Annotated in this window: 14 protein-coding genes; 5 read left to right on the top strand and 9 right to left on the bottom strand. The window is 62.1% G+C overall.

Annotated elements, in window-relative coordinates; genetic code table 11:
- Window positions 1-203 precede the first annotated feature (203 nt).
- The 6 genes from HA399_RS06190 to HA399_RS06165 form a co-directional block, all read right to left on the bottom strand.
- Window positions 204-1,118, bottom strand: coding sequence for a LysR substrate-binding domain-containing protein (locus tag HA399_RS06190; protein ID WP_404326914.1), 915 nt, complete (start codon window positions 1,116-1,118; stop codon window positions 204-206).
- A gap of 138 nt (window positions 1,119-1,256) precedes the next feature.
- Window positions 1,257-2,801: an amino acid racemase gene (locus HA399_RS06185; protein ID WP_404326431.1), complete on the bottom strand. Its 1,545-nt coding sequence runs from the start codon at window positions 2,799-2,801 to the stop codon at window positions 1,257-1,259.
- A 91-nt stretch (window positions 2,802-2,892) separates the two neighbouring features.
- On the bottom strand, window positions 2,893-4,215 hold the full coding sequence (locus tag HA399_RS06180; RefSeq protein ID WP_131431707.1) for a dicarboxylate/amino acid:cation symporter: 1,323 nt from the start codon (window positions 4,213-4,215) through the stop codon (window positions 2,893-2,895).
- A 315-nt stretch (window positions 4,216-4,530) separates the two neighbouring features.
- Window positions 4,531-5,520, bottom strand: a complete 990-nt coding sequence (locus HA399_RS06175) for an ABC transporter substrate-binding protein (protein ID WP_404326429.1) — start codon at window positions 5,518-5,520, stop codon at window positions 4,531-4,533.
- Window positions 5,521-5,813: 293 nt separating this feature from the next.
- A complete protein-coding gene (locus HA399_RS06170) occupies window positions 5,814-6,515 on the bottom strand; it encodes a pseudouridine synthase (RefSeq protein WP_054555772.1) in 702 nt (233 codons plus the stop codon).
- A complete protein-coding gene (locus HA399_RS06165; RefSeq protein WP_153635444.1) occupies window positions 6,515-7,429 on the bottom strand; it encodes a nitrilase family protein in 915 nt (304 codons plus the stop codon). The genes HA399_RS06170 and HA399_RS06165 overlap by 1 nt, the downstream gene beginning before the upstream one ends.
- Before the next feature lie 330 nt (window positions 7,430-7,759).
- Between HA399_RS06165 and HA399_RS06160 the strand changes: the two genes are divergently transcribed.
- Genes HA399_RS06160 through HA399_RS06150 form a run of 3 tightly spaced genes read left to right on the top strand, consistent with a single transcriptional unit; the run spans window position 7,760 to window position 10,196 of the window.
- On the top strand, window positions 7,760-8,137 hold the full coding sequence (locus HA399_RS06160) for a DUF1904 family protein (RefSeq protein ID WP_131431706.1): 378 nt from the start codon (window positions 7,760-7,762) through the stop codon (window positions 8,135-8,137).
- Window positions 8,134-9,084 (top strand): EamA family transporter RarD, encoded by a 951-nt coding sequence (gene rarD, locus HA399_RS06155; RefSeq protein ID WP_404326426.1) that lies wholly within the window; start codon window positions 8,134-8,136, stop codon window positions 9,082-9,084. The genes HA399_RS06160 and rarD overlap by 4 nt, the downstream gene beginning before the upstream one ends.
- A gap of 47 nt (window positions 9,085-9,131) precedes the next feature.
- A complete protein-coding gene (locus HA399_RS06150) occupies window positions 9,132-10,196 on the top strand; it encodes a YihY/virulence factor BrkB family protein (RefSeq protein ID WP_404326425.1) in 1,065 nt (354 codons plus the stop codon).
- Window positions 10,197-10,381: 185 nt separating this feature from the next.
- Here the strand turns inward: HA399_RS06150 and HA399_RS06145 are convergent, their stop codons facing one another.
- Window positions 10,382-10,813 carry an OsmC family protein gene (locus HA399_RS06145; RefSeq protein WP_043335071.1) on the bottom strand — a complete coding sequence of 144 codons (432 nt, stop codon included), beginning with the start codon at window positions 10,811-10,813 and terminating at the stop codon, window positions 10,382-10,384.
- 421 nt (window positions 10,814-11,234) lie between these two features.
- Here HA399_RS06145 and HA399_RS06140 point away from each other — a divergent pair, with 421 nt between their 5' ends.
- Together HA399_RS06140 and HA399_RS06135 are read left to right on the top strand one after the other, a co-directional pair.
- Window positions 11,235-11,720 carry a hypothetical protein gene (locus HA399_RS06140; RefSeq protein WP_279838150.1) on the top strand — a complete coding sequence of 162 codons (486 nt, stop codon included), beginning with the start codon at window positions 11,235-11,237 and terminating at the stop codon, window positions 11,718-11,720.
- Between the two features lie 399 nt (window positions 11,721-12,119).
- Window positions 12,120-13,283 (top strand): NADH:flavin oxidoreductase, encoded by a 1,164-nt coding sequence (locus tag HA399_RS06135; protein ID WP_404326423.1) that lies wholly within the window; start codon window positions 12,120-12,122, stop codon window positions 13,281-13,283.
- Between the two features lie 112 nt (window positions 13,284-13,395).
- Here the strand turns inward: HA399_RS06135 and HA399_RS06130 are convergent, their stop codons facing one another.
- The gene (locus tag HA399_RS06130) at window positions 13,396-14,562 is read right to left on the bottom strand and encodes an NAD-dependent epimerase/dehydratase family protein (protein WP_404326421.1); all 1,167 of its coding nucleotides are present in this window, start codon (window positions 14,560-14,562) and stop codon (window positions 13,396-13,398) included.
- A gap of 2 nt (window positions 14,563-14,564) precedes the next feature.
- The gene (locus HA399_RS06125) at window positions 14,565-16,349 is read right to left on the bottom strand and encodes an ArnT family glycosyltransferase (RefSeq protein WP_404326419.1); all 1,785 of its coding nucleotides are present in this window, start codon (window positions 16,347-16,349) and stop codon (window positions 14,565-14,567) included.
- Between the last annotated feature and the right edge of the window lie 33 nt (window positions 16,350-16,382).

The raw sequence follows: 16,382 nt of genomic DNA, 5'->3' as shown, positions 1-16,382 counted from the left end.
GCCAGCGCTGTGAGCTGAGATGCCACAACGCAAGACGGGAGCCCAGGTGGCTCCCGTCTTGCGTTGTGCTCTCGCGATGATTTCAGGTCATTGCCCTGCTCTTTGCTTTGCGTGCTCTTTCCGTTGCGTGCTCATTCCTATCTGTACTCTTTCTTCTCCGGCCCTTTCTTTACCCATCCCTTCTCTGGCACGCCGCGAGCAGACTACTGGCCTGACTCGAGGGCCTCGTCTTCGGCGGTCAGGCAGGCTTGCCAGATGCGTTCGGCCACGCGTTGGTCGTGCTCGGCGTGGCGGAAGAGGCAGATGTCCAGCGGCGCGGTGTGGCTATCATCGCTGATGATGACGAGGCGCTCGGCGGCCAGTTCGTCGCGTACGGCGCGTTCCGGCACCCAGGCGATGCCGCTACCGGCCAGTGCGCCACGCTTGAGCACGTCAGACATCGAGCATTCGTAACGGAAGTTGAGGCGCGCGGCGAGGTTCTGGCGGCCGATGATCAATGCGGTCAGTCGCCCGAGATAGCTGTCACTGGAGTAGCAGAGATAGGGCTGCGGCGTATCACTGTCGAGAGTGTAAAGCGCCTGGCCTGCGTCATCGACGGCACTGACGGGCACCAGTCGCTCGGAGCCGAGCACGATGGAGGGATAGCGCACGATGTCGGTGAGCGTCGGGAGTAGCGGGCTGTTGTAGGCCAGCATCAGATCACAGTTGCCGCTGATCAGCGCATCGACACAACCGGCGACGTGGTCGGGCACGATGCGTGCCTTGAGATTGCCCAGTCGGTTTTGCAGCTGTTCATGCCAGTCGACGAAGAAGCTGACCGCCAGCGTGTGCGAGGCGGAAATCGAGACGACTTCCTCTATCTTGGGCACGAAGCCGAGCGCCTCATCGCGCCCGACGCGCAATACCGAGAGCACATCCTGGGCGGTGCGCTGGAAGGATTCGCCTGCGGGGGTCAGGCCGACGGGGAACAGGCTGCGGTCGATCAGGGTGGCGCCGACCCAGTATTCCAGATTGCGAATACGACGGCTGAAGGCCGGTTGCGTCACATTGCGCAGGGTGGCGGCGCGCGAGAAGTTACGCGTCACCGCCAGGGTGAGGAAGTCTTCCAGCCAGTTCATTTCCACGGCGAGCACCTGAAGAGAGGCATGAATGAGGCAAAGGCACACAGCGAGCCTGCGTGAGCGCAGTATATCGCGTCGCTGCGTGTCTTTTCTTCAAGCTCTCTTCACTGGCTTGCCTGATGGATGCAGCGCTGATCAGGCCTCGGCTTGCGCCAGTGCCACACAGCGCTGCGCGAGAATTTCCGCGGGGTCGAGCAGCGCTACCCGCTCACGCAGTGCCGCATCGAGCTCGATCAGCGGAAGCTCGGTACAGCCCAGGATGATCACTTCTGCGCCCCGCGCCAGCAGGTGGGAAATGGCAGCCTGCAGATGCTCGCTGCACTCCCCTGTCGTATGCCCCGCCTTCACGCCGTGATGCCCGTAGATCGCCTCCATCACCCGGGTCTGACAGCGCGCATCGGGCACCAGCGTTTCACGCCCCGAGGCCTCGATGATGTCGTGGTAGACCCGACTGGTCACGGTGCCACTGGTCGCGAGCAACCCGACCCGCGTCACCGGCGTCTGCATCGCTGCGATATGATCAACCACCGCCGTCAGCATGTTTATGATCGGGATGCCGATATAGGGCTGGATGCGCGCCACGAAGGCATGCGCGGTATTGCAGGGAATCGCGATGGCATTGGCGCCATCGGCCTCCAGCCGCTGACAGGTCGCGAGCATCGGAATGCTCGGATCTTCGCCCTTGCCGATCAGATTGGCAGTGCGATCGGGAATCTGCGGATTCTGCTCCACCACCATCTTGAGGTGGTCCTGATCGCGCTCGGCACGCGTCAGGCTGACCACCTTGCGCATGAAGTCCACCGTGGCCGCCGGCCCTACCCCACCGAGTACGCCGAGCTTGAAGTTGCGATTCTCGCGCTCGCGGTCCACGCCCAGTGCGTACTCGGCGTAGATGAGGTTGGAGTCGAGCAAGGGCACCGGCACCAGCGGCTGCAGCGACTCCATCAGCACCGGAATCTCGCTCAGGCCCGGCACGATGATCTCCGCACCCTGACTGACCAGGTCATCACAGGCCTCGAGCAACAGTTGCAGACACTCGCCACCATGATGGCCGCTCTTGATGCCGCTCGGCCCATAGATGGCCTGCATCAGGGCATCACGCTGCAGCGTGGCATCGGGGTAGATGACCTCGAGGCCGCCAGCTGTCACGAGGCCGTCACCTGCCACGAGGTTACCGCCTTGTGTGGCGTGCGTGACGGCCATCGTGGCCTCCGGCTCACCGAAGCGCTGCTCGAAGATACCGGAGGCGCGCACGTAGCTTGAGGTCAGCACGCCGATCTTGCGCACCTCGGGATAGTCGCGGCGAATGCGCGCCAGCAGCGCATCGAAGATATCGACGACGTTGAAGCTGATTTCCGGGGTGATCTCGGCCAGGAAGGTGTGAGAGAGAAAACATGGCACCATCGCGTTCTCGACCTTGCCCTGCATGTCCTTGAGCACGTTGTAGACGTAGAACTTGCGCCGCAGCGGATCATAGGCCTCCGCGGCGATTCCCGGGCCATCATCGAAGTGGCGTTGCTCGAAGGCGATATCCACCCCGCCCGGCGGCTTGCAGTACTGCGCCGCGCGCACCGTCTTGAGCAGGACATCCGCGCTGCCGATCGCCCCCAGGCCACCCACGACGCCGTAGCGAACGACAGAGGGGCTGGCTTTATGTAAAGGTGCGGTGGGGCGTTCCATGACGATGTTCTCCTGATGTCGTTGACACGCTTATCACGCGGATGCCGACAAGCCGATGATGATGACGCGGTGGGTGTTCAGACAAGAACGCTCAACTGAGCTCTGAGCGCATGACGTGGGGCGTATTGAAGACTTCCTCGTCCAGCTCGCCTTCGCTCTTGGCGACCAGGCAGCTGACGGCGCAGTCACCCGCCACGTTGAGGCCGGTACGCGCCATGTCGAGCACACGATCGATGCCGGCGATGATGGCAACGCCTTCCAGCGGCAGGCCGACGGAGGTCAGCACCAGCGAGAGCATGATCAAGCCGGCACCCGGCACACCGGCGGTACCGATGGAGCCCAGCGTCGCGGTCATGATGATGGTGACGTATTCGGTCATGCCCAGATCAACGCCATAGGCCTGGGCGATGAACAGCGCGCAGACGCCCTGATACAGCGCGGTGCCATCCATGTTGATGGTCGCGCCCAGCGGCAGCACGAAGCTCGAGACACCCCGCTTGACGCCAAGATTCTGCTCGGCGGCCATCATGGTCACCGGCAAGGTGCCGGAACTGGAGGTGCTGGTGAAGGCGAGCATGATCGGCTCGACACTGCCCTGGAAATAGCGCAGCGGGTTCAAGCGCGCCAGAAAGCGCAGCATGCCGCCATAGACCACGATGGCATGCACGAAGCAACCGAGATAGACGATGCCGATCACCTTGGCCAGCGGCGCGAGCATTGCCAGGCCATAGGTGCCGGCCACCCAGGTCATCAGGGCGAAGACACCGTAGGGCGTGAAGGCGATGATGATGCTGGTCATGCGATAGATGATTTCCGCCGCGGACTCGAAGAACACGCGCACCGGGCGGGCTTTCTCCCCCACCAGCGTGATGGAGAGGCCGAACAGGATCGCGAAGACGATAATCTGCAGCACATTGCCTTCGGCGAAGGCCTCGACGGCATTGGTCGGCACCAGCCCGAGCAGCGTATCGACGGCAGTCGGCGCTTCACGCACCTCGACATTGGCCGCGCTGCCCAGGTCGATCCCGACACCCGGCTGGAAGACGGTGGCCAGACCCAGGCCGATGGTGATGGCGACCGCCGTCATGCCCAGATAGAGCACCAGCGTCTTGACGCTCAGGCGGCCGATCTTGGAGAGGTTGTTGAGCGAGGCCACACCAGTGACAAGCGAGATGAAGACCAGCGGCACGATCAGCATCTTGATGCCGCGGATGAACAGGTCACCCAGCGGTTTGATATCGGCGGCGATATCGGCGCGCCCGGTCTGGTTGAGCACGATGCCCAGCCCCAGACCCAGAACCAGTGCGATGAAGATCTGCTTCCACAGCGCCAGCCGTGTCCAGGGAGACAGAAAGCGCGCAATGGGCCCGGGAGAGCGTGGCAACGGGGCGGAGGAAGAGCCTGAATCAGCCATGAGTGTTTCCTTCTTGTCATTATTGTTGGCTGCGCGTGGAAGCAGCGCAGAGTGCAGACTGATGGTGATACAGGCCCCTATCCCGCGACCAATTCTTTATTTGGATTTTCCATGCAAGATTTGCATGACGACGAATTCTCCTCCTGATGCGCGGCATACCCGAGGCTATTCCCGGCTCTGACGCTGTGCGCTTTCTTGACACGTTAGCTGCTATAGAACGCAAGAAGCCCGCTCAATGAGCGGGCTTCGTACACTGATCACAATATTCAAGGTATTGCATCCACAAAGATCAGTGGCACCTTTCCAAGCTGTCGATCATGCCTCCGGCAGACCCAGGGCCTCCTTGACGGCCGGCCAGGCAGGTTCGCCATCACGGGTGGTCACGCCTTCCAACCAGGCCTTGACCTTGGCCGGGTTGGCCTTCATCCACTCACCGGCGACCTCTTCCTGCGGCTTTTCTTCCTTGCCATAGCCGTAGATCAGCGCGCTCTGATCATCCGAGCTGAAGGCCAGCTGATCGAGCAGACGGGTCGCATTGGGGTGCGCTTCCGACCATTCCTTGTTGGCCAAGGTCTTCACATCACTGGCGCCGCCACCCGGGCCCCACATGTCATCCGGGTCGTCGAGGAAGACCATGTCGTACTCGATGTTCATCCAATGCGGTGTCCAGCCGACGAACAGGATCCACTCCTTGCTCTTGGCGGAGTTGGCCACGGTCGCCAGCATGCCCGGCGTCGATGACTCCTTAAGGTCCCAGTCGCCGAGACCATAGATATCACCGTCGACCCCCTTGTTGACGATCTCGCTGGAACCGGAGCCAATCTCGATGGAATAGATGGTCTTCTCGAACTTGTCGGCGAATTCCGGCTTGTCGAGGTCTTCGTTGGAGGTCACTCCGGCCTCAGCAACGTAGCCCGGCACCGCGAACCCGAGGCGCGCGCCTTCGACATTGTTGCCCATGTCGACCAGGGTGCCCTTCTCCATCGCGGCGTCGTACATGTTGCTCTGCGCCGGCAGCCAGGCGGCGAGGAAGGCATCCACCTCGCCCAGCGACATACCTTCATAGGTGATCTGCGCGCCCAGCTGACGCGTGCTGGGGGAGTAACCCAGCGCTTCAAAGACTTCCGAGGCAATCTCGGTCTTCATGGTCACGCCCGGCCACGGCGGCGCGGAGAACACCACACTGGCATCTTCCGCGGCAGACGCCGGCGCCGACAGCGTTGCCAGCAACAGGCCACTGCCCGCCAGCGCCATGCGCAGTGGCAGAGGTTTCAGCAGGTGGGACTTGGTGAAGGGGGACGACATAGTGGACTTTCCTCGTTGTTGTTATGAATACGTCATTGTCATGAAAATGCGTGAATCAGACGCTTGAGCGAAGATGACATCTTGATAAATGCCCCTTCTGCAAAACGCGCTTCCCGCAAAGAATTCACAAAACGAGCAGACGAATCACTACCTTAAGCGCGATCGTTGGAACGATACAAGGCTCGGCAGCCAACGACGCGCATGAAAAAGCCCCCGCCATTCGTGAAAAATGACGGGGGCTTTTCATGACGCATGCGCTGACGAATCAGAAGCTAGCGACCAGAAGCGAATGATCAGAAACTGGCGATCTCTTCCGGACGCAGGAAGCGGCATTCGCCCGGCTCCAGCTCCGGGTCCAGCTCGACAGCCCCGATGGCTTCGCGATGCAGGGCTTCGACATGATTGCCGATGGCCGCGAACATGCGCTTCACCTGGTGGTAACGGCCTTCGGTGATCCACAGCAGCCCCACGGTGGCGGTTTCCATCTCGAGGCGCGCCGGGCGGGTCGGCTTCTCCTCGCCATCCAGCATCAGGCCATGATCGAAGTCCTCCACGGCGCGCGCCAGCTCATCGCCTTCCAGCGGACGCGCCAGAGTGACGCGATAGCGCTTGGCACAGGCCTTCTTGGGCGAGGTGACGCGGTGGTTCCACTGGCCGTCGTCTGTCATCAGCACCAGACCGGTGGTGTCGACATCAAGACGCCCGACGATGCTCAGGCGCTCGACATTGGGCAGATCGATCAGGTCATGCGCGCGCTCATAGAGGCCCGGCTTGCTGGTGCATTCCACATTGGCCGGCTTGTACAGCATCAGATAGCGCAGCCCCATCAGCTCCAGGTGCTCGCCATTCCATTCGACGCGCATGCCATCCTTGACGGCGCTCGCGGTGTTCTTGACTACCTCACCATCCACGGTGACATCGCCGCGGTGCACGACCTTCTTGGCATCGCTACGGCTGAGATCCGTGGTTTCGGTAAGGAATTTGTCCAGGCGCATCAGGCCTCCAGAGTGAAATGATCGGCGTCCATCCACGCCGGAAACTTGGTTCGAAACTCGTCGAGCGCGCCGCGTTCAAGCGTCACGGTCTCGATGAAGGGCTGGTCTGGCGCAGGGTCGAGGATGGGCTCGCCCTTGAAGTCGCAGACCATGGAGTCGCCGGTATAGTGCAGCCCGTTGGCGTCGTCACCCACACGGTTGACGCCCACCACATAAGCCAGATTCTCGATGGCGCGCGCCTGCAGCAGCGTCCGCCACGGATGACGCCGTACGCCCGGCCAGTTGGCCACGCACAGCAGCAGGTCATATTCAAAGGCGCTGTCGGCGGCGGTCTCGGCAGCACTCACGCCACCGATGACAGGGCGCTGACGCAGCCAGGTCGGGAAGCGCAGGTCATAGCAGACCGAGAGCTGGATCCGAAAGCCGTTGAGCTCGACCAGCACCCGCTCATAGCCCATGCCATAACGCTCATGCTCACCTGCCATGCGGAACAGATGACGCTTGTCATAGTGCGTCACCTCGCCGTCGGGCGTGGCCCACAGCATGCGGTTGTAACACTCGCCGTCATCCAGCACCGCAATGCTGCCGGTCATCACGCAACCGCGGGTGATGGCCTGTGCCTTGAGCCAGTCGACGCTCTCGCTGGACTCCATCGGCTGCGCCATCTCACGCGAATTCATGGTGAAGCCGGTGGCGAACATCTCGGGCAGCACGATCAGATCGGTTGCGGCATTGCGGCCATCGGCGCCCATGACCAGGCCAGCAGCATCCAGCTGCTCGCCGAGCAGACGGCAGTTCTCCGCCGGGTCTTCCCAGCGCAGGTCCGCCTGCACCAGGCTGACACGCAGTGTCGCCCCTCGCGAGGCATCACCAGCATTCGCTTGCGAGGAAGTCGCCTGTGGCTGTGTCGTCATGGTCGTCGTGCCTCCCTGCTGACTGAATGGACGCTTGAGTGGCAACTGGCGGATTCGCGGCGGCGTGAGCCTTGCCCACCCTGCCGCTGGTCGTGCCACGCCTTGAAAGCGCTCATTCTACCGTCTGTGGCGATCAGATGTGAGAGGCAAAGCATGATCTGTCATCGCCGTACCGCTCAGCACGCGCACGAATCCCTGGCGGCGGGTGTGAGCATCAGAAGCCAGTGATATATTGGCGATGAACGCAAAGTCGCCACGCCAGGTTGCGGCGACGTCTGTTCACCGCGAGCTTGCTCGCCCACTCCCCATCCCGACTCACAGGAGAGCTTCATGCCTCAGCTTCGCTTCCACGGTGTCACGCCTGCCCGTCTTGCCCCTGTCTCGCGCGCACTGATCGATCAGCTGAGCGAAGCGACCGCCACCGCGCGCGACGAATTCACGCTGGAATGCATCACCACCCAGTATGTGTTCGATGGTCAGCTCGTCGACGCTTTCCCCTTCGTCGAGGTGCTGTGGTTCGAACGTGGCCAGAAGGTGCGCGATCTGTGCGCCCAATCCATCGCGCAGGCCATGAATGAGGCCGGCTATCCGGAGGCCGAAAGCTTCTTTATCGCCCTTGAGCCGTCGGGCTATTACATCGCAGGTAAACCGCTGGCGCAGATCGCAGACAAGCCACTGGCGCAGGATGGTTCGAGCGACTCCGCATGAGGCGGGAGCAGGCAAGCCCCGGCGCCGAGAGTCTGGCGCAGGCGCGCCGCGAGAGCGCCAAGGGCGTCGGCTTCGGGCTGGGCGCCTATGTGATGTGGGGCTGTTTTCCGCTCTACTTCGCGCTGTTCGAGGGCATTCCCGCCTGGGAAGTGCTGCTGCACCGCATCCTGTGGAGCTGCGTGTTCATGGTGCTGCTGATCAGCGTCATCCGACGCTGGTCGCCGGTCCGCGCCGCCTTCGCCGAACCCCGCAAGCTTGTGCCGGTGCTGGCCTGCTCGATCCTGATCGCGCTCAACTGGGGCATCTACATCCACGCGGTGGAGGTGCATGAGGTACTGCAGGCAAGCTTGGGTTACTTCATGACGCCGCTGGTCAATGTCGGGCTGGGCATGCTGTTCCTGAAGGAGCGCCTGACGCGCGTGCAGCTGTTCGCGCTGGGGCTGGCCGTTCTCGGCCTGAGCCTGCAGCTGATCGGGCTGACGAAACTGCCGTGGATCACGCTCTCGCTGGCCGTCACCTTCGGCACCTACGGACTGCTCAGAAAGCGCATCGCACTGGATGGCCTGTCGGGCCTGCTGGTCGAGACGATGATGCTCGCGCCACTCGCGCTGCTGCTAATCGGCGGTCAGTGGTTCTCCGGCGAATCGCACTTCACGGCCAGCGATGTCGGCCCGCTAGGGCTTCCCGCCAGCGTGCTGATGATGTCCAGTGGCGTGCTCACCGCGCTGCCGCTGCTCGCCTTTGCCGGTGCAGCGCGTCGCCTGCGCCTCGCCACGGTCGGCTTTCTGATGTACATCAACCCGACCATGCAGTTTCTGATCGCGCTGCTGATCTTCAAGGAAACCCTGCATCCGACGATGCTGATCACCTTCGTGCTGATCTGGACCGGTCTGGCGCTCTATACCGCCTCGACGTTCTTCCAGCATCGCGCCCGACAGCGCGGCTGACATCACCCATGAACTGACTTCACGAACCAAAGCGAGGATGCCCAGCCATGCCAGACCCTGCTGCAGACTCCGTGAGCAGCCGCCTGTTGCGCCTTCTGCCGCGTCTGCTGGCCTTCGCCCTGCGCGTCATCGGACAGTTCATCGCCAACCGTGGCGTGCTGCTGGCCGGTGGCGTCGGCTACAACATCCTGCTGTCCAGCGTGCCGCTGTTCGCCTTGCTCTGCGTGCTGCTGACGCACCTGGTGGATGAAACGCGCCTGATGAGCATCATCGCCATTCAGGTCCAGCATCTGGGGCCGGGGCAGGAAGATATCCTGCTGGACGCCGTACGCAAGCTGCTGGCCAATCGCGAGGTGATCAGCTGGATCGGCATGGGCGGCTTGCTGTTCTTCGCCGGGCTGGCCTTTCGCATGCTGGAAGATGCCATCGCGCTGATCTTCCATCAGCATCCGGTGATTCGTAAGCGCAGCGCGTGGATTTCCGCCCTGCTGCCCTATGCCTTCGTGATGGTGCTGGGCGCAGGCCTGCTGGCGCTGACCCTGCTGGTGGCGCTGGCTTCGGCGATGAATGATGCCCTGACGCTGCTGACCGGTATCGAGCTGACCCTGGGCGATGCCGGCAGCGAGGTGATCTATCTGATCAGCATCGTCGGCATGTTCGGGCTGTTCAGCGCCATCTACAAGATACTGCCCCAGACCCGCGTCTCGACCCGCCGCGCGCTGGTCGGCGGTCTGGTCGCGGCCACCCTGTGGGAGCTGACACGTCTCGCCTTGAGCTGGTACTTCACCCACCTGTCCTTCGTCGGTGCCGTCTACGGCTCACTGGCAACGCTGATCGTGCTGCTGCTGGGGCTGGAGATCGGCGCCGTGATCCTGCTGCTCGGCGCCCAGGTGATCGCCGAGCTGGAGCAGTGCTCACGCGAGAATATTCGCTGGTACCGCACGCCGGATCGCAAGCCGCTGACGCGGCTGCAATCCCGCCGCAATGCCATGCAGCATGCCGGCGAGGTCAGCGAGGAGGAGGAGTTGGCAATGAGCCCAGACAGAGGTTCAGGCAGTGGTTCAGAAAGCGGTTCAGCAAACGGTTCTGAAAATGGCTCAGACAAGCGCTAGCGCACGCGCTCGGAAAGCTCACCGCCCACAACGAAAAAAACCGCCCCTAGGGGCGGTTTTTTTATGCTCACGTCGCAGAGATGATGCCTGCGGTCACGCGAGTCGCTGTCGTTGTCGTTGTCGTTGTCGTCGTGGTCGACGCCTGACGGCTATTCGCCCGCACGACTGGGTCGACAAGCGACGCCTCAGTTGACCAGCGAGGCTTCCAGCGAGATCTCGGCGGTGAACAGCTTGGAGATCGGGCAGCCACCCTTGGCCTTCTCGGCGGTGGACTGGAAGTCTGCCTCGCTGATGCCCGGCACATCGGCCTTGGTCACCAGGGCGACCTTGGTCACGCTGAAGCCGCTGTCGTCCTTATCCAGATGGACGGTGGCGGTGGTGTCGATGGCCTTGGGCTCATGACCCGCCTCGCCCAGCATCATCGAGAGTGCCATCGAGAAGCAGCTGGCGTGGGCCGCCCCGATCAGCTCTTCGGGATTGGTGCCGGCGCCATCTTCAAAGCGCGTGTTGAAGCCGTAAGGCTGATCCTTGAGCGCACCACTTTCACTACTGACAGTGCCTTTACCCTGCTTGACGCTACCTTCCCAATGCGCGGAACCGGTTTTCTTGATCGTCATGCCTGTCTCCTTGACCTGGGTGAACACTCAGGGCCGTTGCCCTGTCCCTCCCACATTGTCATGACGCGTCGCGACTTCAAGGGGCGTCTGCCCTTTTGCCATCAGAAGTGTCTGATCGATCGCGTGTCGGCTGCGCCTCAATCGAGTGAGCAAGACATGCCACCCACCCCGGCGAGTGCGCCCGTCGCCACGGCCAATTATTGAACAAGAGTTGAATTCCCGCCGTGCGCCCCGATAACTGTTCTATCGATTACCTGGCGCGCAACGCCGAGTTGCAGTCACTCACGTCATCCTCTCATGTCTGGCATCGTGCGCTCGCAAGCTGGCGCAGCATTCGCCGACACCTAATACGTCGCCGGTGAATCCCTCACCCGCGCGGCTGCCGACACCGGCAGCCAGACCCGCAAGGAGTCCCCTCATCATGTTCTACAAGACCTCGACAGACATCACTGACGACAACGCCTCTCTCCATGGCCAGCGCCCCGGCCTGCACCCTGCCGCGAGCACCCGCCTGCGCCGTGGCATTGGCGCCGCCGCAGTGATGCTGGGCCTGCTGGGCCTCTCCCCGGCTCAGGCCTTCGACGAGATGAACACCGAGACAGGGACCAGCGGCGCGGCCTCTTCCCAGCATTCCTCGCAGGGCCAGCCAACGCCCAGCCACTCCAAGCGCACCGCAGACGGTGCAGCTGACAACGGCGCGCACTATCAACAGAACGAACAGCCCGAGGCACGCCAGCAAGCCAAGGACAACGCCACGCGCCAGGTACAGAAAAGCCTCGATGGCGGCGAGATCGGCAGCCAGGGCGGCCGACACGCCAATACTGGCCAGGCCAAGCCGACCGAGAACTGGTTCGGCTGCCCGCCCTCCGGCAGCAGCAAGCAGAACGCCCAGTGCGACGGCAAGTGATCGCCAGCACGGAGCACTCGCCATAGGCACGATTGGCGCTGATGACGCAGGCCCCGTAACCCACGGTTGCGGGGCCTGCGTCGTTACGCGCATATGCTTATGTGCATGGAAAGCAGCACTGCGTTGCCACTTCATGCAGCAACCCTGAATTATTTGAGAAAAAATCTCGCAAATTCAGTCAATTACATGCACAGGTTGTCAAAACGACAACACTCTCCTTCCAGCGTTCCGGCTTGTGACACCCAGGTGCGGCAGGCACGATATAGGACATGCAGATGATCCGTCGATCATTCATTCAGGCCACCGCACTGCGTCGATCTTCACCTCTTTGTGCACGCAGACGCTCAGGGCCTACGACCGGATACGACAGCGGAATGCTTTCCGCGGGAGACGTACTAGATGACAGACACCACCGCACTGTTCACCCCCCATGCCTTCGCCGGGCTTGAGCTCAGCAATCGCCTGGTGCTCGCCCCGATGACGCGTACCAGCGCGCAGGATGACGGCCAGGTGCACTTCGACATGGTCGATTACTATCGCGATTTCGCGCGGGGCAACTTCTCGCTGCTGATCACCGAAGGCATCTACACCGATGAAGCCTTCAGCCAGGGCTACGCCAACCAGCCGGGGCTAGCCAATCAGGCGCAGCAGGACAGCTGGCGTCCGGTGGTCGACGCCGTGCATCAACAAGGTGGCAGTATCATCGCCCAGCTGATGCATGCCGGCGCCCAGACCCAGCTCAACCGCTTCAAGGATGAGGTCGTCGCCCCTTCCGAGAGCCGCGCCAGTGGCGAGATGCTCAGCTTCTACGGTGGCTCCGGCCCCTTCCCGCTGGCCCGCGAGATCAGCGAAGCGGAGATCCATGACGCGATCGCCGGCTTTGCCACCAGCGCCCGTCGCGCCAAGGAAGCCGGCTTCGATGGTATCGAGCTGCATGGTGCCAACGGCTACCTGATCCACCAGTTCATCAGTGAGCGCTTCAATCAGCGTGACGATGCCTGGGGCGGCGACGCCATCGCGCGTCTGGCCTTCCCGCTGGCGGTCATCCGCAGCGTGCGTGAGGCGGTCGGCGCCGACTTCGCCATCGGCATGCGCCTGTCCCAGGGCACCGTGACCGAACCGAACCTCACCTGGCAGGGCGGACCTGACGAGGCCCGCGAGCGCTTCGCCAAGCTGATGGAGGCCGGGCTGGATTTCCTGCACCTGACCGGCAGTGATGTCGATGCCCCCGCCTTCCCCGAGGCAGACGACGAGTGCGAGCGCAGTCTCAGCCTGACCGCACTGGCGGCACAGGTGCGCAGCGAGAAGGCCGCCGAGGTGAGTCTGATCACCAATGGCAATGTCGCCAGCGTCGCGAAGGCGCAGGCCGCCCTGCAGCACGCGGATCTGGTCGCCATCGGTCGCTCGGCGCTGGCCAATCATGACTGGCCCAAGCGCGTACAACGCGGCACCTGCCTCACCGAGTTCGACTTCTCGATGCTGTCGCCGCTGGCCACGCTGGCCAACGAGGAAGACTGGCGCATCGCCAATGACAAGCCTGCCAACTGCGAGGGTCGCTGCTGATAGCGGCTGACAGGCAAGACACAAAGAGCCCCGCCAGTCACTGGCGGGGCTCTTTGCGTTGGGAACTGGTCTCTTCTCGACCTGACCTCAGATATACAGCCACTGATCCCACTCAGGCCTTCAAGAGAGTTCCACTACTGAAGGCCAAGGCCGTCATGGCGGACATGCCGGCCTTTGTCATGCGTCCAGAATGTCCACCTGCAGCGACGCCTGCTTCGTCAGGACAACTCACCCGGGGCGATTGCTCATCATCGGTTTCTCTCAGCAATGACGGATACTGCTGCGCCCACTCAGCCAACTCCTCAAGCCCTGTGGCAAGACTGACACTGGGGCGAAAGCCGGTCAGCGTCTCGAGTATCGAGGTATCTGCCCAGGTACGCTCGACATCCCCTGGCTGCATCGGCAGCAGACGCTTGCGAGCCGGGACACCCAGCGCTGCCTCGAGGCCATTGATGAAATTCCCCAATGCGATGGGCTCGCCACGCCCGAGGTTCAGGACACGCGAGGGAGCGGCATTCACTTCCTGCGTCGGCGGCAGGTGCATAAGCCGGTAGATGCCCTCCACGATATCACTGACATGGGTGAAATCACGTGCCATCTGTCCATGGTTGTAGACATCGATCACCTCGTCGGCCAGCAGCTTGCGTGCGAAACGAAGTGGCGCCATGTCCGGGCGCCCGCGGGCGCCATAAACGGTAAAGAAGCGTAGCCCTGTCACCGGTAAACCATAGAGATGCGCGTAGCTGTAAGCCATCAATTCATTTGAGCGCTTCGTGGCAGCGTACAGCGAGAGCGGGCGTACACCCGCCTGGGATTCCTGCAGAGGCTGACGGGTATCATCCCCGTAAACGGAACTGCTGGAAGCATAGAGCAAATGGCTCGGAGCCGTGTCACGACAAACCTCAAGAAGATTGACGAAGCCGACCAGGTTGCTGTCGACATAATCAAAAGGCTGAATGATGGAGTGGCGCACCCCAGCCTGGGCCGCCAGATTGACGACGACATCAAACTCCTCTTCCTGCATCAATGTGCGAAGCGCCTCACGTTCGACAAGATCCAGCTTGACGAAGCGAAAGCTGCCCAGCCGGCGTGCATTCCCGGGGGCAGCAACGCACTGCCCGGCAAGTGCTTCGAGACGTGTCAGGCGGTGCTGCTTCAGCACCAACGGATAGTAGGGGTTGAGATTGTCGAGACCGACGACCTGCAGGCCTTCCTTCAAGAGTCGCTCACACAGAGCAGCACCAATGAAACCTGCAGCCCCAGTTACCAGTATTTTCATGCTCATCGTTTCTCCTGAGCGGTCATGACCAACGCCGTTGGTGCTGATGAGGGGCCGCCCAATGCCGCTGCGGGTACCGTCAATAATCGGTGGCGTCCCTGATGAAAGACCGGCGTGGCATTGGCTCCATCGTCTACTGCCGCCTGACACCAATCACGCATGCCGGCCAGAGGGCCTCGCGTGTCGGGTAGACGCAGACATTTGTCAGCCTCGATTATCAGCCAGCCATCGGGATGCGCTGTCTGCCAGGAATCCAGCTGACTCGAATCGCGCTTCAACTGCTTCAGCGGTTGGGTCAGTCGCCCCAGAAATTGCCAGGTTGCCTGATAGTCCCAGCCAACGACGGCCACCTCCTGGCCTTCCTGTTGATGGTGCTGAACCCATTGAGCCAGGGCAGTCTGATCCAGACGTGGCCATAACGGACGTAATGTCAGGGCCAGCAAGCAGGTCACCAGCAACACGCTACCCAGCGCCAGTCGCCGCTGAGCATTCAGCGCGCTATTGCCCAGTGACTCAGCGGCAGGTGTTTGAGCCGTGATGGAGCGTCTCGCCTCATCCACGGAAGGCCATAGCCATACCATCAAGGCCAGCAAGCTACCTCCAGCCATGAGACACGCAAGGCTTGCGTTGCCCGAAGCCACCAGCGCTGCGTTGGTCGGCAGAAATGAGGCATCAGTCAGCCAGCCTGCGGGCATGACGATGACCGCCAACGCCAGGCTTGTCAGTCCCAGGCCACCGCTGATCATTGCCAGCAGTTTCAGCGATGTGCGAGCCGGAGGCTGGCGCAGAGCAGCCCAGGCCAGCAGCAGACTCACCGGTACCAGTAGCGGCATCAGATAATGCACTTGCTTGCCGGAGATAAGTGAAAAAACCAGCAGTGCGCCCAGTGCCCAGAAGCGTCCCAGCTTCAGCAAGGGATGCTCTGACGTTGGCCGCCGAACAACCGAGGCCAGAAACCCCTCGATCAGCAATCGCGGGCGCAGGCTGAGCGGGAAGATCAACATCGCCAGCCACGGTAGATACCACCATGGCGGTCGAGCATGATCCTGCGCGAAGACGACGCGGTTTGCCGTCTGGCCCCAAAGCAGATCCTCGACATAGTCGGGAGGGCCTGTGATGACGGCGGGAAGCAACCAGATGCACAACACCGCGATGCTCAGCAGCAGGCTCAACACCCAACCGCGCCACTCACAGACCCACACCTCGCGGGCTTGTGCTTGCGTCCACCAGGGGCGCGAGCCGACCACCAACAGAAACCACAAGAGTGCGACCGGCCCTTTGGCCAGCAAGGCCAACCCCAGCCACACACCACTCTCGAGCACGACGCTCAGGCTGAACGGCTGCCCTCCCTGTGGTGTACACCAGGGCCGCAACGCGCCTAGTAGACACGTCGTCAACAGCACATCGAACATCAAGGCCTGGCTATAGAGCACCCACATCAGACAACCGGCGAGCATCCAACGCACCATGAGTACCCAAAGTTCATGCCTCTGCCGTTCGGCATCGGCCAGGCCAGTGGCCGGCCACAGGGTGCGGGCGACACGCCCTATCTGCAAGATACCCAGCAGACTGACCAGTGGCATCACCAATCTTGGCCAGACATCATTGACTCCGAAGACCACCCATCCGGCGTGAATCAACCAGAACAACAGTACCGGCTTGTCAGCGTAGGCCGCCCCGTTCATGGTCGAGACGAACCCGCTGCCGGCATGCCACATCTCCCATGCCACCGAGACATAGCGAGTTTCATCGATGGGCAGATAGGGTCGTGCCAGCGCTGCTGACATCAGCAACACTCCCCATAGCGTCCAACATATTCG

The organism is Cobetia sp. UIB-001 (assembly GCF_044789135.1).
In the GTDB taxonomy this organism is placed as follows: Bacteria; Pseudomonadota; Gammaproteobacteria; order Pseudomonadales; family Halomonadaceae; genus Cobetia; species Cobetia amphilecti.
This window is presented reverse-complemented; position numbering and strand designations above follow the sequence as displayed.